The sequence below is a fragment of the Streptomyces sp. T028 genome, from assembly GCF_048159505.1.
Classification (GTDB): domain Bacteria; phylum Actinomycetota; class Actinomycetes; order Streptomycetales; family Streptomycetaceae; genus Streptomyces.
Genome location: NZ_JBLRVZ010000006.1, coordinates 218599 through 236280, shown reverse-complemented (window position 1 = coordinate 236280; position 17682 = coordinate 218599). Strand labels below are relative to the sequence as shown.

Annotated in this window: 15 protein-coding genes; 6 read left to right on the top strand and 9 right to left on the bottom strand. The window is 70.6% G+C overall.

From position 1 onward, the window contains the following. Window positions 1-9: 9 nt before the first annotated feature. From ACLZN2_RS06775 to ACLZN2_RS06765, 3 genes are all read right to left on the bottom strand, one after another. Complete coding sequence (locus ACLZN2_RS06775; RefSeq protein ID WP_416977447.1) at window positions 10-846, bottom strand: aldo/keto reductase; 837 nt, start codon at window positions 844-846, stop codon at window positions 10-12. A gap of 114 nt (window positions 847-960) precedes the next feature. Next, window positions 961-2787 carry an AMP-dependent synthetase/ligase gene (locus ACLZN2_RS06770; protein ID WP_416977564.1) on the bottom strand — a complete coding sequence of 609 codons (1827 nt, stop codon included), beginning with the start codon at window positions 2785-2787 and terminating at the stop codon, window positions 961-963. 369 nt (window positions 2788-3156) lie between these two features. Then, complete coding sequence (locus ACLZN2_RS06765; protein WP_416977446.1) at window positions 3157-4074, bottom strand: LysR substrate-binding domain-containing protein; 918 nt, start codon at window positions 4072-4074, stop codon at window positions 3157-3159. 140 nt (window positions 4075-4214) lie between these two features. Here ACLZN2_RS06765 and ACLZN2_RS06760 point away from each other — a divergent pair, with 140 nt between their 5' ends. Together ACLZN2_RS06760 and ACLZN2_RS06755 are read left to right on the top strand one after the other, a co-directional pair. Next, the gene (locus ACLZN2_RS06760) at window positions 4215-5231 is read left to right on the top strand and encodes a bile acid:sodium symporter family protein (RefSeq protein WP_416977445.1); all 1017 of its coding nucleotides are present in this window, start codon (window positions 4215-4217) and stop codon (window positions 5229-5231) included. A gap of 80 nt (window positions 5232-5311) precedes the next feature. Next, window positions 5312-5839, top strand: coding sequence for an isochorismatase family protein (locus ACLZN2_RS06755; protein ID WP_416977444.1), 528 nt, complete (start codon window positions 5312-5314; stop codon window positions 5837-5839). Window positions 5840-5911: 72 nt separating this feature from the next. Here ACLZN2_RS06755 and fdhD read toward each other — a convergent pair whose 3' ends face one another. From fdhD to ACLZN2_RS06730, 5 genes are read right to left on the bottom strand one after another with little or no spacing between them, the layout of a single operon-like run. Continuing rightward, on the bottom strand, window positions 5912-6760 hold the full coding sequence (gene fdhD, locus ACLZN2_RS06750) for a formate dehydrogenase accessory sulfurtransferase FdhD (RefSeq protein WP_416977443.1): 849 nt from the start codon (window positions 6758-6760) through the stop codon (window positions 5912-5914). 7 nt (window positions 6761-6767) lie between these two features. After that, window positions 6768-7628 (bottom strand): 2Fe-2S iron-sulfur cluster-binding protein, encoded by an 861-nt coding sequence (locus ACLZN2_RS06745; RefSeq protein ID WP_416977442.1) that lies wholly within the window; start codon window positions 7626-7628, stop codon window positions 6768-6770. Continuing rightward, window positions 7625-9448 (bottom strand): NADH-ubiquinone oxidoreductase-F iron-sulfur binding region domain-containing protein, encoded by a 1824-nt coding sequence (locus tag ACLZN2_RS06740; RefSeq protein WP_416977441.1) that lies wholly within the window; start codon window positions 9446-9448, stop codon window positions 7625-7627. Before ACLZN2_RS06740 ends, ACLZN2_RS06745 begins: the two co-directional genes overlap by 4 nt. Then, window positions 9449-11371 (bottom strand): molybdopterin oxidoreductase family protein, encoded by a 1923-nt coding sequence (locus ACLZN2_RS06735; protein WP_416977563.1) that lies wholly within the window; start codon window positions 11369-11371, stop codon window positions 9449-9451. It lies immediately after the preceding gene. Window positions 11372-11388: 17 nt separating this feature from the next. Next, a complete protein-coding gene (locus ACLZN2_RS06730) occupies window positions 11389-12360 on the bottom strand; it encodes a 2-dehydropantoate 2-reductase (protein WP_416977440.1) in 972 nt (323 codons plus the stop codon). Window positions 12361-12589: 229 nt separating this feature from the next. Between ACLZN2_RS06730 and ACLZN2_RS06725 the strand changes: the two genes are divergently transcribed. The 4 genes from ACLZN2_RS06725 to ACLZN2_RS06710 all read left to right on the top strand — a co-directional run bounded on the left by ACLZN2_RS06725 (window position 12590) and on the right by ACLZN2_RS06710 (window position 16110). Next, on the top strand, window positions 12590-13951 hold the full coding sequence (locus tag ACLZN2_RS06725; RefSeq protein ID WP_416977439.1) for an OFA family MFS transporter: 1362 nt from the start codon (window positions 12590-12592) through the stop codon (window positions 13949-13951). Further along, window positions 13917-14060, top strand: coding sequence for an MFS transporter small subunit (locus ACLZN2_RS06720; RefSeq protein ID WP_416977438.1), 144 nt, complete (start codon window positions 13917-13919; stop codon window positions 14058-14060). Before ACLZN2_RS06725 ends, ACLZN2_RS06720 begins: the two co-directional genes overlap by 35 nt. Window positions 14061-14229: 169 nt before the next feature. Next, window positions 14230-15177: a beta-ketoacyl-ACP synthase III gene (locus ACLZN2_RS06715; RefSeq protein WP_416977437.1), complete on the top strand. Its 948-nt coding sequence runs from the start codon at window positions 14230-14232 to the stop codon at window positions 15175-15177. A gap of 255 nt (window positions 15178-15432) precedes the next feature. Then, on the top strand, window positions 15433-16110 hold the full coding sequence (locus ACLZN2_RS06710; protein ID WP_416977436.1) for a GntR family transcriptional regulator: 678 nt from the start codon (window positions 15433-15435) through the stop codon (window positions 16108-16110). A gap of 146 nt (window positions 16111-16256) precedes the next feature. On the opposite strand, the gene ACLZN2_RS06705 is transcribed toward ACLZN2_RS06710, so the two are convergent. Then, window positions 16257-17645: an OFA family MFS transporter gene (locus ACLZN2_RS06705; protein WP_416977435.1), complete on the bottom strand. Its 1389-nt coding sequence runs from the start codon at window positions 17643-17645 to the stop codon at window positions 16257-16259. Between the last annotated feature and the right edge of the window lie 37 nt (window positions 17646-17682).

The following is a 17682-nucleotide window of genomic DNA, read 5'->3' as shown; positions in this document are numbered from 1 at the left end:
GGTCCGGGCTCAGCCGATGTCGAACGTCGACGGGTCCGGGCCGATCCGCCGGTCCTCGTTCAGCGCGCTGATCGCCGCCAGGTCCTCGGTGTCCAGGCTGAAGTCGAACACCTCGATGTTCTCCTTGATCCGCGACGGCGTCACCGACTTCGGGATCACCACGTTGCCGATCTGGAGGTGCCAGCGCACCACGACCTGGGCCGGGGTGCGGTTGTGCTTCTGGGCGATCGCGACGATCGCCGGGACCTCCAGCAGGCCCTTGCCCTGCCCCAGCGGCGACCAGGCCTCGGTGGCGATGCCCTGCTCCGCGTGGAACTCGCGCAGCGCGTGCTGCTGCAGATGCGGGTGGAGCTCGATCTGGTTGACCGCCGGGACGACCGCGGTCTCGTCGATCAGCCGCCGAAGCTGCTCGACGGGGAAGTTGGAGACGCCGATCGCCTTGACCCGGCCGTCGGCGTACAGCTTCTCGAACGCCTTGTACGTGTCGACGTACTTGTCCCGGGCCGGCAGCGGCCAGTGGATGAGGTACAGGTCGACGTGGTCCAGGCCCAGCTTCGCCAGCGAGGTGTCGAACGCGCGCAGCGTCGCGTCGTAGCCCTGGTCGGCGTTCCAGAGCTTGGTGGTGAGGAAGACGTCCTCGCGGGGCACGCCGGAGGCGGCGATCGCCTTGCCGGTGCCCTCTTCGTTGCCGTAGATCGCCGCTGTGTCGATGCTGCGGTACCCGGCCTCCAGCGCGGTGGAGACCGCCCGCTCCGCCTCGTCGTCCGGCACCTGCCAGACGCCGAAGCCCAGCTGGGGCATCTTCACGCCGTTGTTGAGGATGATCGGGGGGACCTTGCTGCTCACGAGCTCTCGATCCTTCGGTTGTCCGTCAAGTGGTACTGACATCGTCAACGATCACAGGCCGTGATGCATTCCTGACTCCGGAATTCACGCCCTCAGAGCTTCACGCCCGGAGCTCTACGTCCGGTACAGCGCGTCCACCTCGTTCGCGTACGCGTTCTCGATCGCCTTGCGCTTCAGCTTCAGCGACGGCGTGAGCAGCCCGTGCTCCTCGGTGAACGGCTGGGCCAGGATACGGAACGTGCGGATCGACTCGGCCTGCGAGACCAGCGTGTTCGCGGCCACCACGGCCCGGCGCACCTCCGCCTCCAGATCCGGGTCCCGCACCAGCTCGGCGGGCGTCAGCTGCGGCTTGCCGCGCATCTGCAGCCAGTGCTCCACGGCCTCGTGGTCGAGGGTGACCAGGGCGGCGACGAACGGCCGGTCGTTGCCGACGACGATGCACTGGCCGACCAGCGGATGGTCGCGCACCCGCTCCTCCAGCAGCCCCGGGGAGACGCTCTTGCCGCCGGAGGTGACGAGGATCTCCTTCTTGCGGCCGGTGATGGTGAGATAGCCGTCCTCGTCGAGGGAGCCCAGGTCGCCGGTGGCCAGCCAGCCGTCGTGCAGGGTCTCGTCGGTGGCCTTGGGGTTGTTGAGGTAGCCCTGGAACACGTTGTCGCCGCGCAGCCAGATCTCCCCGTCGTCCGCGATGTGCACGGTCATGCCGGGGATGGGCTGCCCGACGGTGCCGTAGCGGGTGCGGCCGGGCGGGTTGGCGGTCGCCGCCGCCGTCGACTCGGTCAGTCCGTACCCCTCGTAGACCTGCACGCCCGCGCCCGCGAAGAACAGCCCGAGCCGGCGGTCCATCGCCGAACCGCCCGACATCGCGTGCCGCACCCGGCCGCCCATCGCCGCGCGCACCTTCGCGTAGATGACCTTGTCGAAGAACTGGTGCTGCATCCGCAGCCCCGCCGACGGGCCCGGCCCGGTGCCCCACGCCTTCGCCTCCACCGCCTCCGCGTACGCCGTGGCCACCTCGACGGCCTTCTCGAACGGCCCCGACCTGCCCTCCCGTTCGGCCTTGCGGCGGGCCGCGTTGAACACCTTCTCGAAGATGTACGGCACGGCCAGGAAGAACGTCGGCCGGAACGCCGCCAGGTCGGGCAGCAGGGCGGCCGCGTGCAGCTGGGGCTGATGGCCGAAACGGACCTTGCCGCGGATCGCGGCGATCTGCACCATCCGCCCGAAGACATGCGCGAGCGGCAGGAACAGCAGGGTCGCCGCCTCGTCGCCCTTGCGCGAGTGGAACACCGGCTCCCAGCGTTCGATGACCGTGTCCGCCTCGAACATGAAGTTGCCGTGCGAGATCACACAGCCCTTGGGGCGGCCCGTGGTGCCCGAGGTGTAGATGACCGTGGCGACCGAGTCGGGCGTGACCGCCTCCCGGTGCCGGTGCACCACCTCGTCCTCGACGGAGGCGCCGGCGTCGTACAGCTCCTGCACGCAGCCCTCGTCGAGCTGCCACAGCTGCCGCAGCCGGGGCAGCCGGTCGATGACGGTGGCGATCGTCATCGCGTGGTCCTCGTGCTCCACGACCGCGGCCGTGCACTCCGCGTCGTACAGCATCCAGAAGCACTGCTCCGCCGACGACGTCGGATACACCGGCACCACCTGCGCGCCGACCGTCCACAGCGCGTAGTCGAACAGCGTCCACTCGTAGCGGGTGCGGGACATGATCGCGACCCGGTCGCCGAACCGGACGCCCTGAGCGAGCAGGCCCTTCGCGAGCGCGAGGACCTCGTCGCGGAACTCGGCGGCGGTCACGTCCCGCCACTCGCCGTGTTCGTCCTTGCGGCCGAGTGCCACGTACCGCGGGTCCTCCTGGGCGTGCCGGAAGACGACGTCGGCCAGACCGCCGACCGGCGGTGCCAACGCCAACGGAGGGTTGGTGAACTCGCGCAAACCCAGCACCCCGCCTCTCATGGCCGCAGCGCCGTGAAAGCTACCCCACCCCCGGACGGTCCGGGAGGGGGCCGGAAACGGAACGATGCTCTCGTCTGCGCTGGTCAGTGCCGGAAAATGGCCTCACATGGGGAAGGGTCGGACAGAAAACCGACGGTTCAGCAAGTTTCGGTGCCGTAATCTCCACCGAATCCGCCCGCCGCGCTTACGCGCCCCGCTTCCTCCCCACGAGGCCCATGGACGGTTCCCCGCCCTCTCCTCGGACAGCGCCGCGGCGGCGGATTCCGTCACTCCGGTATGCAACCACTCCGGTATGCAACGTGCCGTGTTTTGTATGCGCACCCCCCGTTGCCGGCGCGGGCGGCCGTCTCAGCCCCGCTCCCCGCCTTCCCGTGAACCGTCCCGCCTCCCGCCCCTCGCCGCCGGCCGCCGTTGCAGACGATCCCCGCCCGCCAGGATCGCCGCCGCCAGTGCGTCCGCCGCCCCCTGGGCCGCTGTGCGCTGTCGCCCGTGCACCAGGACGAAGTCGACCCGGCCCAGTTCCGGCAGTCCTGCCCGGTCCGGGACGCGCACCAGTCCCGGCGGGATGAGGCCGCGCGAGTGTGCCATCACGCCGAGGCCGGCCCGGGCCGCGGCGATCAGCCCGTTGAGGCTGCCGCTCGTGCACACGATCCGCCAGGCGCGCCCCTGCCGTTCCAGCGCCTCGAAGGCCAGGGCGCGGGTGATGCCCGGCGGCGGGAAGACGATCAGCGGCACCGGGCGCTCGGGGTCCGGGCGGAGCCGCTCGGCGCCGATCCACACCAGGTCGTCGTGCCAGACCAGCTCGCCGCGCGGGTCCTCGGGGCGCCGTTTGGCGAGGACCAGGTCGAGTTTTCCGGCGGCCAGGTGTTCGTGCAGGGTGCCGGACAGTTCCACGGTCAGTTCGAGGTCGACCTCGGGGTGGTCGTACCGGAAGCCCTCCAGGATCTCCGGCAGCCGGGTCAGGACGAAGTCCTCGGAGGCGCCGAAGCGCAGTCGGCCGCGCAGTCGCGTGCCGGTGAAGAAAGCGGTTGCCTGCTCGTGCACCTCCAGGATCCGGCGCGCGAAGCCGAGCATCGCCTCGCCGTCCTCCGTGAGTTCCACGGAGTGCGTGTCCCGGGTGAACAGGGCCCGCCCGGTGGCGTCCTCCAGCCGCCGTACGTGCTGGCTGACGGTGGACTGACGCAGCCCGAGCCGGCGCGCGGCCTGCGTGAAACTCAGTGTCTGGGCGACCGCGAGGAAGGTCCGCAGATGCGAGGGATCGTACACAGTCGGCACTGTACTGGTCATCGCATACCGCGATCACAGTCAGAGCGGTATGACGGATTCCCGATCACGGAACGGAGGAGGACGATGGAGAGGGGCCCTCCGGCCCCCGACGCACCCCCATCGAACGTACGTGGAGCACCGTGAAACGCCTGCAGTGGCCCAGCCGGATGCCGGTCGACCCCTACATCCTGCTGTTGCTCGGGACCGTCGGGTTCGCGGCACTGTTCCCGGCCCGCGGCGCCGCCGCGGACGTCGCCTCCGGGGCGTCCACGGCCGCCATCGCCTTCCTCTTCTTCCTGTACGGCGCCCGCCTCTCCACCCGCGAGGCACTCGACGGCCTCAGGCACTGGCGGCTGCACAGCACCGTCCTCGTCTGCACCTTCGTCGTCTTCCCGCTGCTGGGTCTCGCCGCCCGCGGGCTCGTGCCGGTGTTCCTCACCCAGTCGCTCTACCAGGGGCTGCTCTTCCTCACCCTCGTCCCGTCGACCGTCCAGTCGTCGATCGCCTTCACCTCGATCGCCCGCGGGAACGTTCCTGCCGCGATCTGCGCGGGCTCCTTCTCCTCCCTGGTGGGCATCGTCGTCACCCCGCTGCTCGCGGCAGCCCTCCTCGGCAGCAGCGGGGGAGGCTTCTCGGCCGACTCACTCGTGAAGATCGTGCTGCAGCTGCTGGTGCCGTTCGCCGCGGGGCAGGTGCTGCGCCGCTGGATCGGCGCCTTCGTCGCCCGGCACAGGAAGGTGCTCGGACTGGTCGACCGCGGCTCGATCCTGCTGGTCGTCTACACCGCGTTCAGCGAGGGCATGGTCCAGGGCATCTGGCACCGGGTGAGCCCCGTACGGCTCGGCGGGCTGCTCGTCGTCGAGGCCGTGCTGCTCGCGGTGATGCTCGCCCTGACCTGGTACGGCGGCAAGGCGCTGCGCTTCGGCCGGGAGGACCGGATCGCCATCCAGTTCGCCGGATCGAAGAAGTCCCTCGCCTCCGGACTGCCCATGGCGAGTGTTCTGTTCGGCGCGCACGCCTCCCTCGCCGTGCTGCCGCTGATGCTGTTCCACCAGATGCAGCTGATGGTGTGCGCGGTGATCGCCAAACGGCGGGCGCGCGATCCGCTGGAGGAGTCACCGGCGGCCGTCGCGCGGCGGACGTCGGCAGCGGTGTGAGACACCCGAACGCGACCGCCACGCGGGCCTGTTGATCCGGATGCCGGGTACGGAGGGCTCATGACGGATAACGTTCCGTCATGACCGCACCCCTCACGCTCGCCCCCGCACGCACCGCCCTCGTCCTCGTCGACCTGATGGACCGGATCGTCGCCCTGCCACTCGAACCCCGCAAGGGAACCGAAGTCCTCTCCGTCGCGGAGGAGTTGGCGGACGCCTTCCGCGCGGCCGGCGCCCTCGTCGTCCTCGTCCGCGTCGAACGCCCCGGCGTCGCCGAACAGCCGCCCGGCAGCGCACTCGTCCACGGACTGCTCGCTCAGGGCGACGTGGAGATCGTGAAGCGCACGATCGGCGCCTTCCAGGGCACCGGTCTGGACGAGGCGCTGCGCGCCCGCGGCGTCACCACCGTCGTGCTCGGCGGCATCGCCACCAACCTCGGCGTCGAGTCCACCGCCCGCGCCGCCGCAGACCTCGGTTACGACCTCGTCTTCGTCGAGGACGCCATGGCCGCCCTCACCGAGGCCGAGCACGAGGCGTCGGTGAAGCTGGACTTCCCCCGCCTCGGCACGGTCGTACGGGCGGGGCGGCTGCGCCTGGCGGCGGACTGAGGCGGGGCCCCGCGGCGCAGGGGGCGCTCCCCGCCGTTCGGGGCCCCGCCGCCGTGCCGCGGGGAGACCGGGTCACCCGCGGGCGGCCGCGGTCCGCAGGGCGATGCGGTCCTCACCCGCGTACACGTTCATGGAGCTGCCCCGCAGGAAGCCCACCAGCGTCAGCCCCGTCTCCGTGGCCAGGTCCACGGCCAGCGAGGACGGCGCCGAGACCGCCGCGAGCACCGGGATGCCCGCCATCACGGCCTTCTGCGCCAGCTCGAAGGACGCCCGCCCCGACACCAGCAGGATCGTGCGGGACAGGGGCAGGTCACCGTTCTGCAGGGCGCGGCCGACCAGTTTGTCGACCGCGTTGTGCCGGCCCACGTCCTCGCGTACGTCCAGCAGCTCGCCGTCCTCGGTGAACAGAGCCGCCGCGTGCAGCCCCCCGGTCCGGTCGAAGACCCGCTGGGCCGCGCGCAGCCGGTCGGGGAGGACCGCGAGCAGGTCGGCGTCGACGCGGACCGGGGGAGTGTCGGCGATGGGCCAGTGGGCCGTCGTCCGTACCGCGTCCAGGCTGGCCTTGCCGCACAGCCCGCAGGACGAGGTGGTGTACACGTTCCGCTCGAGGGTGATGTCGGGGACCGTGACGCCGGGGGACGTCTTCACGTCCACGACGTTGTAGGTGTTGGAGCCGTCGGCGGTCGCCCCCGCGCAGTAGACGATGTTCTGCAGATCGGATACGGCGGCCAGCACGCCCTCGCTGACCAGGAAACCGGCGGCCAGCGCGAAGTCGTCGCCCGGTGTGCGCATGGTGATGGCGAGCGGTTTGCCGTTGAGCCGGATCTCCATCGGTTCCTCGGCGACGAGGGTGTCCGGCCGGGTGGACACGGCCCCGTCGCGTATGCGGAGCACCTTGCGTCGTTCGGTGACTCGTCCCATGTGCTGATCAGCCCCGGTTCTGTACGTGCTGGTAGCCGAAGCGGCCCTTGATGCAGAGATTGCCGTGGGTCACCGGGTTGTCGTGCGGTGAGGTGACCTTCACGATCTCATTGTCCTGCACGTGGAGGGTCAGATTGCAGCCCACTCCGCAGTACGCGCACACCGTCGTCGTCCGGGTCTGCGCCGACTCGTCCCACGTGCCCGCCCGGCGCCGGTCGTACTCCGACTTGAACGACAGCGCCCCCGTCGGACAGACCTCGATACAGTTCCCGCAGTACACACAGGCCGAGTCGGTCAGCGGGGCGTCGTGCTCCACGGCGATCCGGGCGTCGAAACCGCGCCCCGTCACGGAGATCGCGAAGGTGTTCTGCCACTGGTCGCCGCAGGCGTCGACGCACTTGTAGCACAGGATGCACTTGTCGTAGTCGCGGACGTAGAGGTCGTTGTCGATCTTCGGCTCCTCGTTCAGGCGCGCCGCGTCCGGGCCGAAACGGTCCGGCTTCGCCTCGTACTCCTTGATCCATTCCGCGGCCCGGGGTGTCGTGGACAGGTCGACCGAGGAGGCCAGCAGTTCCAGGACGATCCTCCGGCTGTGCCGGACGCGCTCGGTGTCCGACCGCACCACCATGCCCGGCTCGGCCCGGCGCGAGCAGGCGGGCACCAGCGTGCGCGACCCCTCGACCTCGACGACACACACCCGGCACGCGTTCTTCGGCCGCAGCGTGTCCCCCTCGCACAGCGTCGGCACGTCCTTCCCGGCCGCACGGCACGCGTCGAGGATCGTCGAACCCTCCGGAACCCGGGCCTGCGTCCCGTCGATGGTGAACCCCAGCAGCCGGCGCGGGATCCCGAGCGGTGTCACGGTCATTCGTACGCCCCCAGACGGTCGATGGCGGATTCCACGGCGTTCCACGCGGTCTGCCCCAGACCGCAGATCGAGGCGTCACGCATCGCCCGGCCCACGTCCCTGAGCAGGGCGATGTCACCGGCCGCCGCCGCGCCGGTGCGGTCGGCGATCCGGCGCAGCGCCTCCTCCTGGCGGACGGTCCCCACCCGGCACGGCACGCACTGTCCGCAGGACTCGTCCCGGAAGAACTCCGCGATGCGCAGCAGCAGGCGGGGCAGCGGCACCGTGTCGTCGAAGGCCATGACCACCCCGGAGCCCAGGGTGGTGCCCGCCTCGCGGGTGCCCTCGAAGGTGAGCGGGATGCCGAGTTCGTCGGGCCGTACGAAACCGCCGGCCGCGCCGCCGAGCAGGACGGCCCGCAGCCCCGGCCGCACCCCCGCCCGCTCCAGCAGCCCGCCCAGCGTCACGCCGAAGGGCAGCTCGTACACGCCGGGACGCTCGACGCTGCCCGACACGCAGTACAGCTTGGGGCCGGTGGACCTCGCCGTGCCGATCGCCGCGTACGCCGGCGCTCCCATGGTCAGGATCGGCAGGACGTTGACGAGCGTCTCCACGTTGTTCTCGACCGTCGGCTTGCCGAACAGGCCCTTCTCCACGGGGAACGGCGGCTTCGACCGCGGTTCGCCCCGGTGGCCCTCGATCGAGTTGAACAGGGCGGTCTCCTCGCCGCAGACGTAGGCGCCCGCCCCACGACGGATCTCGATGTCGAAGGCGAAGCCCTGGCCGAGGACGTCGTCGCCGAGCAGACCACGGGCCCGCGCCTGGTCGACGGCATACTGCATACGGTGTATCGCCCGCGGATACTCACCGCGCAGGTAGATGTATCCGGTATGCGCGCCGATCGCATACGCCGCGACGGTCATCGCCTCCACCAGCGCGTACGGGTCGCCCTCCATGAGCACACGGTCCTTGAAGGTGCCCGGCTCGGATTCGTCGGCGTTGCACACCAGATAGTGCGGACGGTCCGGCTGGGACGCCGTGGCCTGCCACTTGCGGCCCGTGGGGAAGGCGGCGCCGCCACGGCCGACCAGACCGGAGTCGGTGACCTCGCGGATGACCCCGGCCGGGCCGAGCGCGAACGCCCGGCGCAGGGCCGCGTAACCGCCGTGCGCCCGGTAGTCGTCCAGCGACGACGGGTCGACCACACCGACGCGCCGCAGCAGCGTCAGCGACGGGTCGCCGGCCTGCGGGACCGCCAGGGCCGGCGGCGGCTCCTGCGGCGCCGAGTCCGGTGCGGTCGCGGCGAGCACGGCCGTCTCTACGGCCGCCGGCGCCGACACCGCCGTACGCACCGGATCGCCCGCCCTGACCGCGAGGGCGGCCGGGGCGCGTTCGCACAGGCCGAGGCAGGGGCCGCGCTCCACGGCCACCCCGCTGCCGGGGCCGAGCCGGGCCTCGACCCCGGCGCACAGGCCCGCCGCGCCGGCCGCCGCGCAGGCCAGGTCCGTGCACACGTGCAGCACGGTCGCCGGGCGGGGCCGGACGGAGAACATCGCGTAGAACGTGGCGACGCCGTACGCCTCCGCCGGCGGCACGGTCAGCCGTCGGCAGAGGTAGTCGAGGGCGCCCTCGCTGATCCAGCCGACGCGGTCGTTGAGGGCGTGCAGCCCCGGCAGCAGCAGATCACGGCGGTCGCGGGCCTCGCGCCCGCCACGCGCCCACCGCAGGTCGGCGTCCGTGCGGTCGGCACCCTCCCACGCCGACTGCGCGGGGCCGAGCAGGGCGTCGACGGCCGCCCGTTCCTCGTCGGTCGGCTTGCTGTCGCCGAAGTGCAGGTCCACTTACGTCACCTCACAGACCGGGGCGGGGAGCTTCTCGATCCGGATCGCCGACGCCTTGAACTCCGCCGTCCCCGCGATGGGGCAATTGGCCTCGATCGTCAGCTGGTTGGTGTCCACCTCGTCGGGAAAGTGCATCGTCATGAACGCGAGCCCGGGCCGCAGCGCGGTGTCGATCCACACCGGCGCCACCACCGCTGCGCGCCGTGACGTGACCCGCACCTGCTCGCCGACCACGACGCCGTAGCGCTCGGCGTCCTCCGGGCAGAGCTCGACGAACTCGCCGCGCCGCAGCGGGGAGGCGAAACTCCCGCTCTGCACACCGGTGTTGTAGGAGTCCAGCCGCCGCCCGGTGGTCAGCCGGATCGGGTACCGCTCGTCGGTCAGGTCGACCGGCGGATCGTGCCGCACGATCCCGAACGGCGCCCGCCTGCCCCGCTGCCCCGGGTCCGCCTCCCACAACCGGCCGTGCAGGTAGGTTGGTTCGAGCTGCTCGGTGCTCGGGCACGGCCACTGGATGCCCTGGTGCTCCTCCAGGCGGGCGTACGTCATGCCGTGGTGGTCGGGGGAGAGGGACCGGAGCTCGTTCCACACGGACTCGGCGTCCGCGTACTTCCAGTCGTGGCCGAGCCGGGCCGCGAGCTCACAGATGATGTCGATGTCCTCGCGTGCCTCACCGGGGGGTGTGACCGCCCGGCGCACCCGCTGCACCCGCCGCTCGCTGTTGGTGGTCGTGCCGTCCGTCTCCGCCCAGCCGGCCGTTGCGGGCAGCACGACGTCCGCCAACTCGGCCGTCTTCGTCAGGAAGATGTCCTGCACCACGAGGAAGTCCAACTGCCGCATGCGGCGTACGGCCTGCTCGCTGTCCGCCTCCGACTGCGCCGGGTTCTCGCCGATGCAGTACACGGCCTTGAGCGTGCCCTCCTCCATCGCCTCGAACATCTCCGTCAGGTTCAGCCCGTAGTGCGGCTGGATGACGGTGTCCCACGCCGACTCGAACCTCAGCCGGGCCGTGGGGTCGAGGATGTCCTGGAAGCCGGGCAGCCGGTTGGGGATGGCGCCCATGTCGCCGCCGCCCTGGACGTTGTTCTGGCCGCGCAACGGCTGCAATCCGGCGCCGTAGCGCCCGATCTGACCGGTCAGCAGCGACAGGTTGATCAGCGCGCGTACGTTGTCCGTGCCGTTGTGGTGCTCGGTGATGCCGAGGGTCCAGCACAGCTGGGCGCGCTCGGCGCGGGCGTAGGCGTGCGCCAACTCCCTGATGGCGGCGGCCGGTACGCCCGTCACCTTCTCCGCCAGCGACAGCGTCCAGGGCTCGACGAGCGCCTTGTACTCCTCGAAGCCGGACGTCGCCCGCTCGATGAACGTCTCGTTGGCCAGACCGGCCCGGATGATCTCGCGGCCGATCGCGTGCGCCATCGGGATGTCGGTGCCGACGTTCAGGCCGAGCCAGCTCTCCGCCCACTCGGCGGTGGACGTGCGGCGCGGGTCGACCGCGTACATCCGGGCGCCGTTCCTGATCCCCTTCAGCACATGCTGGAAGAAGATCGGGTGCGCGAAACGGGCGTTGGAGCCCCACATCACGATGAGGTCGGTGTGCTCGATCTCCTCGTACGACGACGTCCCGCCGCCCGAGCCGAAGACCGCCGACAGCCCCGCGACGCTCGGCGCGTGACACGTACGGTTGCAGGAGTCGACGTTGTTGGTGCCCATCACCACCCGGGCGAACTTCTGCGCGACGAAGTTCATCTCGTTGGTGGCCCGGGCGCAGGAGAACATGCCGAACGCCCCCCGGTTGCGCCCGAGTCCGCGGCTCGCGCGGTCGAGGGCCTCCTCCCAGCCCGTGGGCCGGAAGGGCTCGTCGCGGGAGTCGCGCACCAGGGGGTGGGTGAGCCTGGTGTACGTCCTCGGTTGCCGTTTCCTCATCCGCTGCTCCCCGGTGTTCATGCGGCGCTCCTGATCGCGAGCAGGTCCGAGATGGCGTGCACGGTGCGCAGGGTGGGCACCTCGACGCCGGTGATCTCCGCCAACTCGACGACGGCCGCGAGGAGTACGTCGAGTTCGAGCGGTCTGCCGCGCTCCAGGTCCTGGAGCGTGGAGGTGCGGTGGTCACCGACCCGCTCCGCGCCCGCGAGCCGGCGTTCGATGGAGACGCCCACCTCGCAGCCGAGGGCCTCGGCGACGGACAGCGTCTCGCGCATCATCGTCTCGATGACCCGGCGGGTGCCGCCGTGCAGACACATCTGCCGCATGGTGGCCCGGGCGAGCGCGCTGATCGGGTTGAAGGAGATGTTCCCCAGCAGCTTGAGCCAGATGTCGTTGCGCAGATCCGGCTCCACCGGGCACTTCAGGCCGCCCGCCTGCAGGGCCTCGCTGAACCGCGTGCACCGGTCCGAGACTCTGCGGTCGGGCTCGCCGACCGAGAACCGGGTGCCCTCCAAGTGCCGCACGACGCCCGGTGCTTCGAGTTCGGTGGCCGCGTACACCACGCAGCCGACGGCCCGTTCGGGCGCGAGCACCGCACTGACCGCGCCGCCGGGGTCCACGCTCTGAACCCGGTGGCCGTCGTGGGGGCCGCCGTGCCGGTGGAAGTACCACCAGGGGATGCCGTTCTGTGCGGCGACCACCGCCGTGGTGTCGTGCAGCAGAGGCTCGATCAGCGGCCCGCACGCCGCGTACGAGTGGGCTTTGAGACCCAGGAAGACGAAGTCGGCGGGGCCGATCTCGGCCGGGTCGTCGGTGGCGTGGGCGCGGGCGGTGAAGTCGCCACGCGGACTGTGCACCCGCACCCCGTCCCGCCTCATGGCCGCCAGATGCGGTCCACGGGCGACGAGATGCACGTCGGCGCCCGCGCGATGGAGCGCTGCACCGACATAGGCGCCGATCGCACCGGCGCCGAGGACTGCGACTTTCATGGTGAGGGAGCTCCGTTCGGTCGAGGGTACCGAGGAACTGCCGAACACTGTCGACTGAATATTGTCTACAGTATGGTGCTTCCGGCGGCAAGAGTCCGCGCAGCACCTGCCACGCGCGGGGGAGGCGGGGGACGGTCCGACCGTTCGGCGCAGGCTGCATGCCGTTCATCGCATACGGTCGACGCGCCGCCTTCTCAACTCCCTTGATCCTTCCTACCGTTCGGTGTTCATGAGTCCCCCTGTCGCACCGCCCGGCTGGAGCCGCTGGCTCGTGCCACCGGCCGCCCTCTCGGTCCACCTCTCCATCGGCCAGGCCTACGCCTGGTCCGTGTTCAAGCCGCCGCTGGAGTCCGCGCTCGGCCTCAGCGGCACCCAGAGCGCGCTGCCCTTCCAGCTCGCCATCGTCATGCTCGGGCTGTCCGCCGCGTTCGGCGGCACGCTCGTCGAGCGCAACGGGCCGCGCTGGGCGATGACGGTGGCCCTGGTCTGCTTCTCCTCCGGCTTCCTGATCTCCGCCCTCGGCGCCGCCACCGAGCAGTACTGGCTGATCGTCCTCGGCTACGGCTTCGTCGGCGGCATCGGCCTCGGCATCGGCTACATCTCACCCGTCTCCACCCTGATCAAGTGGTTCCCCGACCGGCCCGGCATGGCCACCGGCATCGCCATCATGGGCTTCGGCGGGGGCGCGCTCATCGCCTCGCCCTGGTCGGCGCAGATGCTGGAGTCCTTCGGCTCCGACCACTCCGGGATCGCGCTCGCGTTCCTCGTCCACGGAATGTCGTATGCGGTCTTCATGACCCTCGGCGTGCTCCTCGTCCGCGTCCCCCGCACCGTCCGGACGGTCGCCGACGAGGCGAGCAGCAAACCCGGCAACGGGCCGAGCGGTGTCACGGGCGTGCAGGTCTCGGCCCGCTCCGCGGTGCGCACCCCGCAGTTCTGGTGCCTGTGGGTCGTCCTGTGCATGAACGTCACCGCAGGCATCGGCATCCTGGAGAAGGCCGCCCCCATGATCACGGACTTCTTCGCCGACACTTCCACACCGGTGTCCGTGACGGCCGCCGCGGGCTTCGTCGCCCTGCTGTCGTCGGCCAACATGGCGGGCCGCATCGGCTGGTCGTCCACCTCCGACCTCATCGGCCGCAAGAACGTCTACCGCCTCTACCTGGGTGCCGGCGCGCTCATGTACGCGCTCATCGCACTGTTCGGCGACTCCTCCAAGCCGCTGTTCATCCTGTGCGCCCTGGTGATCCTCTCCTTCTATGGCGGCGGCTTCGCGACGATCCCCGCCTACCTGAAGGACCTCTTCGGGACGTACCAGGTCGGCGCGATCCACGGCCGGCTGCTCACCGCCTGGTCGACGGCCGGTGTCCTCGGCCCGCTGATCGTCAACTGGATCGCCGACCGCCAGGAGGAGGCCGGCAAGCACGGCGCGGACCTCTACTCCCTGTCCCTGTTCATCATGATCGGGCTGCTCGCCGTCGGCTTCGTCGCCAACGAGCTCGTCCGCCCCGTCGCCGCCCGCCACCACCTGCCCGCCCCGACGAAGGAGGCCGCCGATGTCACAGCCCGACAGCAGCCCGAGTCCGCCTGAGCCGGACCGCCGGCCGCTCATCGCGTTCGCCTGGCTGTGGGTGGGCGCCCCGCTCGCCTACGGACTGTACGAACTCGTGCAGAAGGCGGCGAAACTGTTCACGGGCTAGCCGTTCGCGCTGCTCACGGGCAGGTGTTCGGAAAGTGTTCGGGCGTCCGAGGGTTAGAGGGAAGCCGACAACCCCGGCGCCCGTTTCCTGTCGCAACACCTGTCCCCGTACCCGCGAGTCACTGATCAGACTGGTGGATCCCGCTACCCGGCAACAAGGGGGACCCCACATGAACGGCTCGCGCATCGCCGCCGTCGGCCACTACCAGCCCGCCAAGGTGCTCACCAACGAGGAACTGGCGGGCATGGTCGACACCAGTGACGAGTGGATCAGGAGCCGGGTGGGTATCGAAACCCGCCACATCGCCGGCCCCGACGAGCCCGTGGACGAGCTCGCCGCTCACGCCGCCGCCAAGGCGCTCGCCGCCGCCGGCCTCGCCCCCGCCGACATCGACCTGGTGCTGGTCGCCACCTCCACGGCCGTCGACCGCTCGCCCAACATGGCCGCCCGCGTCGCCGCCCGCCTCGGCATCCCCCGCCCCGCGGCGATGGACGTCAACGTCGTGTGCGCCGGCTTCACCCACGCCCTGGCCACCGCCGACCACACCGTCCGCGCGGGCGCCGCGACCCGGGCCCTGGTCATCGGCGCGGACAAGATGTCCGAGGTGACGGACTGGTCCGACCGCACGACCTGCGTCCTCGTCGGCGACGGGGCGGGCGCCGCGGTAGTCGAGGCCTGTCCCGACGGCACCGAGCCCGGGATCGCGCCCGTGCTGTGGGGATCGGTGCCCGAGATGGGGAACGCGGTGCGTATCGAGGGGCAGCCGGCACGGTTCGCCCAGGAGGGGCAGAGCGTCTACCGGTGGGCCACCACCCGGCTGCCGCCGCTCGCCCGCCAGGCCTGCGAGCGAGCCGGACTGCGTCCCGAGGACCTCGCCGCCGTCGTACTGCACCAGGCGAACCTGCGGATCATCGAGCCGCTTGCCCAGAAGATCGGCGCCGTCAACGCGGTGGTCGCCCGCGATGTCACCGCTTCGGGGAACACCTCCGCCGCCAGCATCCCGCTCGCCTTCTCCAAACTGGTCGAGCAGGGCGCGCTCTCCACCGGGGATCCGGTGCTGCTCTTCGGCTTCGGCGGCAACCTGTCGTACGCGGGACAGGTCGTACGCTGCCCGTGAGCGGACCGCCGACGGGGATGTGACGCGTCCGACGGTTCCGGGGGCTGGCTACAGTGCGCCGTAGACTGTAGACGAAAGACAATCGATACTCGGCTGTAGACAGTACGCGGTACACGGTGGACAGCCGACTCCATACAGTCCGGCTCCATACAGTCCGGCTCCATACAGTCTGACTCCATACGTCTTTCGCATTCGCGGCTTTTCCGGCCGGCCGTTGCCGCCCGGCGCCGCGCTGCCCAGGAGGGGAACCGACCGATGTTGTCGACAGGACTGCCGCAGGGTGCGGTGCCCAAGCTCGAACGGCCAGGCCCGCTGCGCGACCGCGTCTACGAGGCGCTGCTCGAGCTCATCACCACCCGTGCACTCCAGCCGGGTCAGCACCTCGTCGAGAGCGAGCTGGCGAACCATCTCGGCGTCTCGCGCCAGCCGGTGCGCGAGGCGCTGCAGCGGCTCAACACCGAGGGCTGGGTGGACCTCAGGCCCGCCCAGGGCGCGTTCGTGCACGAGCCGACCGAGGAGGAGGCCGACCAACTCCTCACGGTCCGTACGCTGTTGGAGGCCGAGGCAGCCCGCCTCGCGGCCGCGCGCGCGGACACGTTCGACATCGACGTCCTGGACGAGATCCTGGCCCTGGGCCTGCAGGCCGTGGCCGACGACGACGTGGACGCGGCCGTCGCCCTCAACGCCCGCTTCCACGCCAAGATCATGGAGTTGGCGGGCAACGCGGTCCTGGCCGAGCTGGCGGCGCAGGTCGACCGGCGCGTGCGCTGGTACTACACGCCGGTCGCCCGGCAGCGCGGCGAGCAGTCCTGGATCGAGCATCGTGACCTGATCACCGCGATCCTCAACCGCGACGAACAACTGGCCACCCGGCTCATGCGGGAGCACACGGAGCACACCCGGCGCTCGTACCACGCCCGCGCCAAGTCCTGATCCGTGCCCGGGTGCGGGCCTTGGCGGGCCCGCACCCGCTGCGACCAGGCCGTCCTGACGTCTGCTCAAAAACCCTTTCGGGCACGCCGATCGGGGCCCACCACGCCGTGGTGGGCCCCGATCGGCGTGCCCCAGTCCGTCGTCGTCTACGCCATCTCCTCGCCGAGCGGTTGCGGGTTGGGGACGATGCTCCGGGACTTCGGGGTGCCCGGGGCCTTGAGGAACAGCGCCAGGACCGCCGAGGCCAGCCCGATGGAGCCCGCGAGGACGAACGCGCCCTCGTAGTCCCACGCGTCGACGACGACCGCGCCCACACCCGAGCCGACGAGGCCCGAGATCAGTTTCGAGCTGTAGACCATGCCGTAGTTGCTGGCGTTGTTGTTCTCGCCGAAGTAGTCGGCCGTCATGGCCGCGAACAGCGGGAAGATCGCCCCGCCGCCGAAGCCGGAGACCATCGAGCAGAACAGGAAGAACGGCATACTGCCCATCTGGCCGGACACCAGCACGCCGAACTGCGCGGTGCCCAGCACGACGCACACGATGATCAGCGTGTTGCGGCGGCCGTACCGGTCGGAGATCCAGCCGATCACGCCGCGGCCGGTGCCGTTGACGATCGCCTTCAGGGACATCGCGGTCGCCACGATCCCGCCCGCGAAACCCATGTCCTTGCCGAACGGCACCTGGAAGGCGATGCCGAAGATGTTGATGCCGGCCGTGCACAGCAGACAGAACCACATCATCCACAGGACGGGGGTGCGCGCGGCCTCCCTCGGGGTGTACTGACGTGTCGCCGGCGGGTTCTTCGCCAGCGCCCGGCGGATCTTCGGGTCGTCGGTGACCTTCAGCGGGTCGACGTGCGCCGGCCACCAGTTCTTCGGCGGGTCCCGGAAGAACCAGCCGGCCGTGGCCACCACCAGGCACAGCCCGACGCCCACCGACGCCAGGACACCCTGGTAGTTGCCCAGGTCCATGTAGGAGGTGAACAGGAACACGAACGGCACGGAGCCGTAGGCGAAGCCGCCGTTGACGAAGCCGGTCTTGCCGCCCTTGCGCTCCGGATACCACTTGCCGACCATGTTCACGCATGTCGCATACACCAGACCGGCGCCGATGCCGCTGCACATGCCGAAGCCGAAGTAGGCGACGAGCACGTTCGGCGCGTACGCCAGCGAGAGATAGCCCAGCAGGGTCCCGACCGCGCCGATCAGCATCGCCGTACGGGCGGGCAGCCTGCCGTTCTCCCGCAGCTGTCCGGCCGGGAAGGCCACGGCCGCCTGGAAGAACACCCAGACGCCCATCAGCCAGAAGATGTGTCCGCTGCTCCACAGATGCGCCTCGTGGAGGGTGTCCTCCGCCGATGTGAACGCGTACTCGGCGGAGCTGATGCCCATCATGCCCACCCACGGCAGGATGACCATCCACCTGCGTGTACGGCCCATGATGTCGACGTCGGACTCGCCGATCCGGTACACGCGGCCGTTGCGGTCCGTCACCTCCCGGTAGGGGAGGGACATCGAGTAGTCGGTTGTTGTCATGTCGCTCAGCACCCCTTGCGTCGAAAGTTCTGGCCAG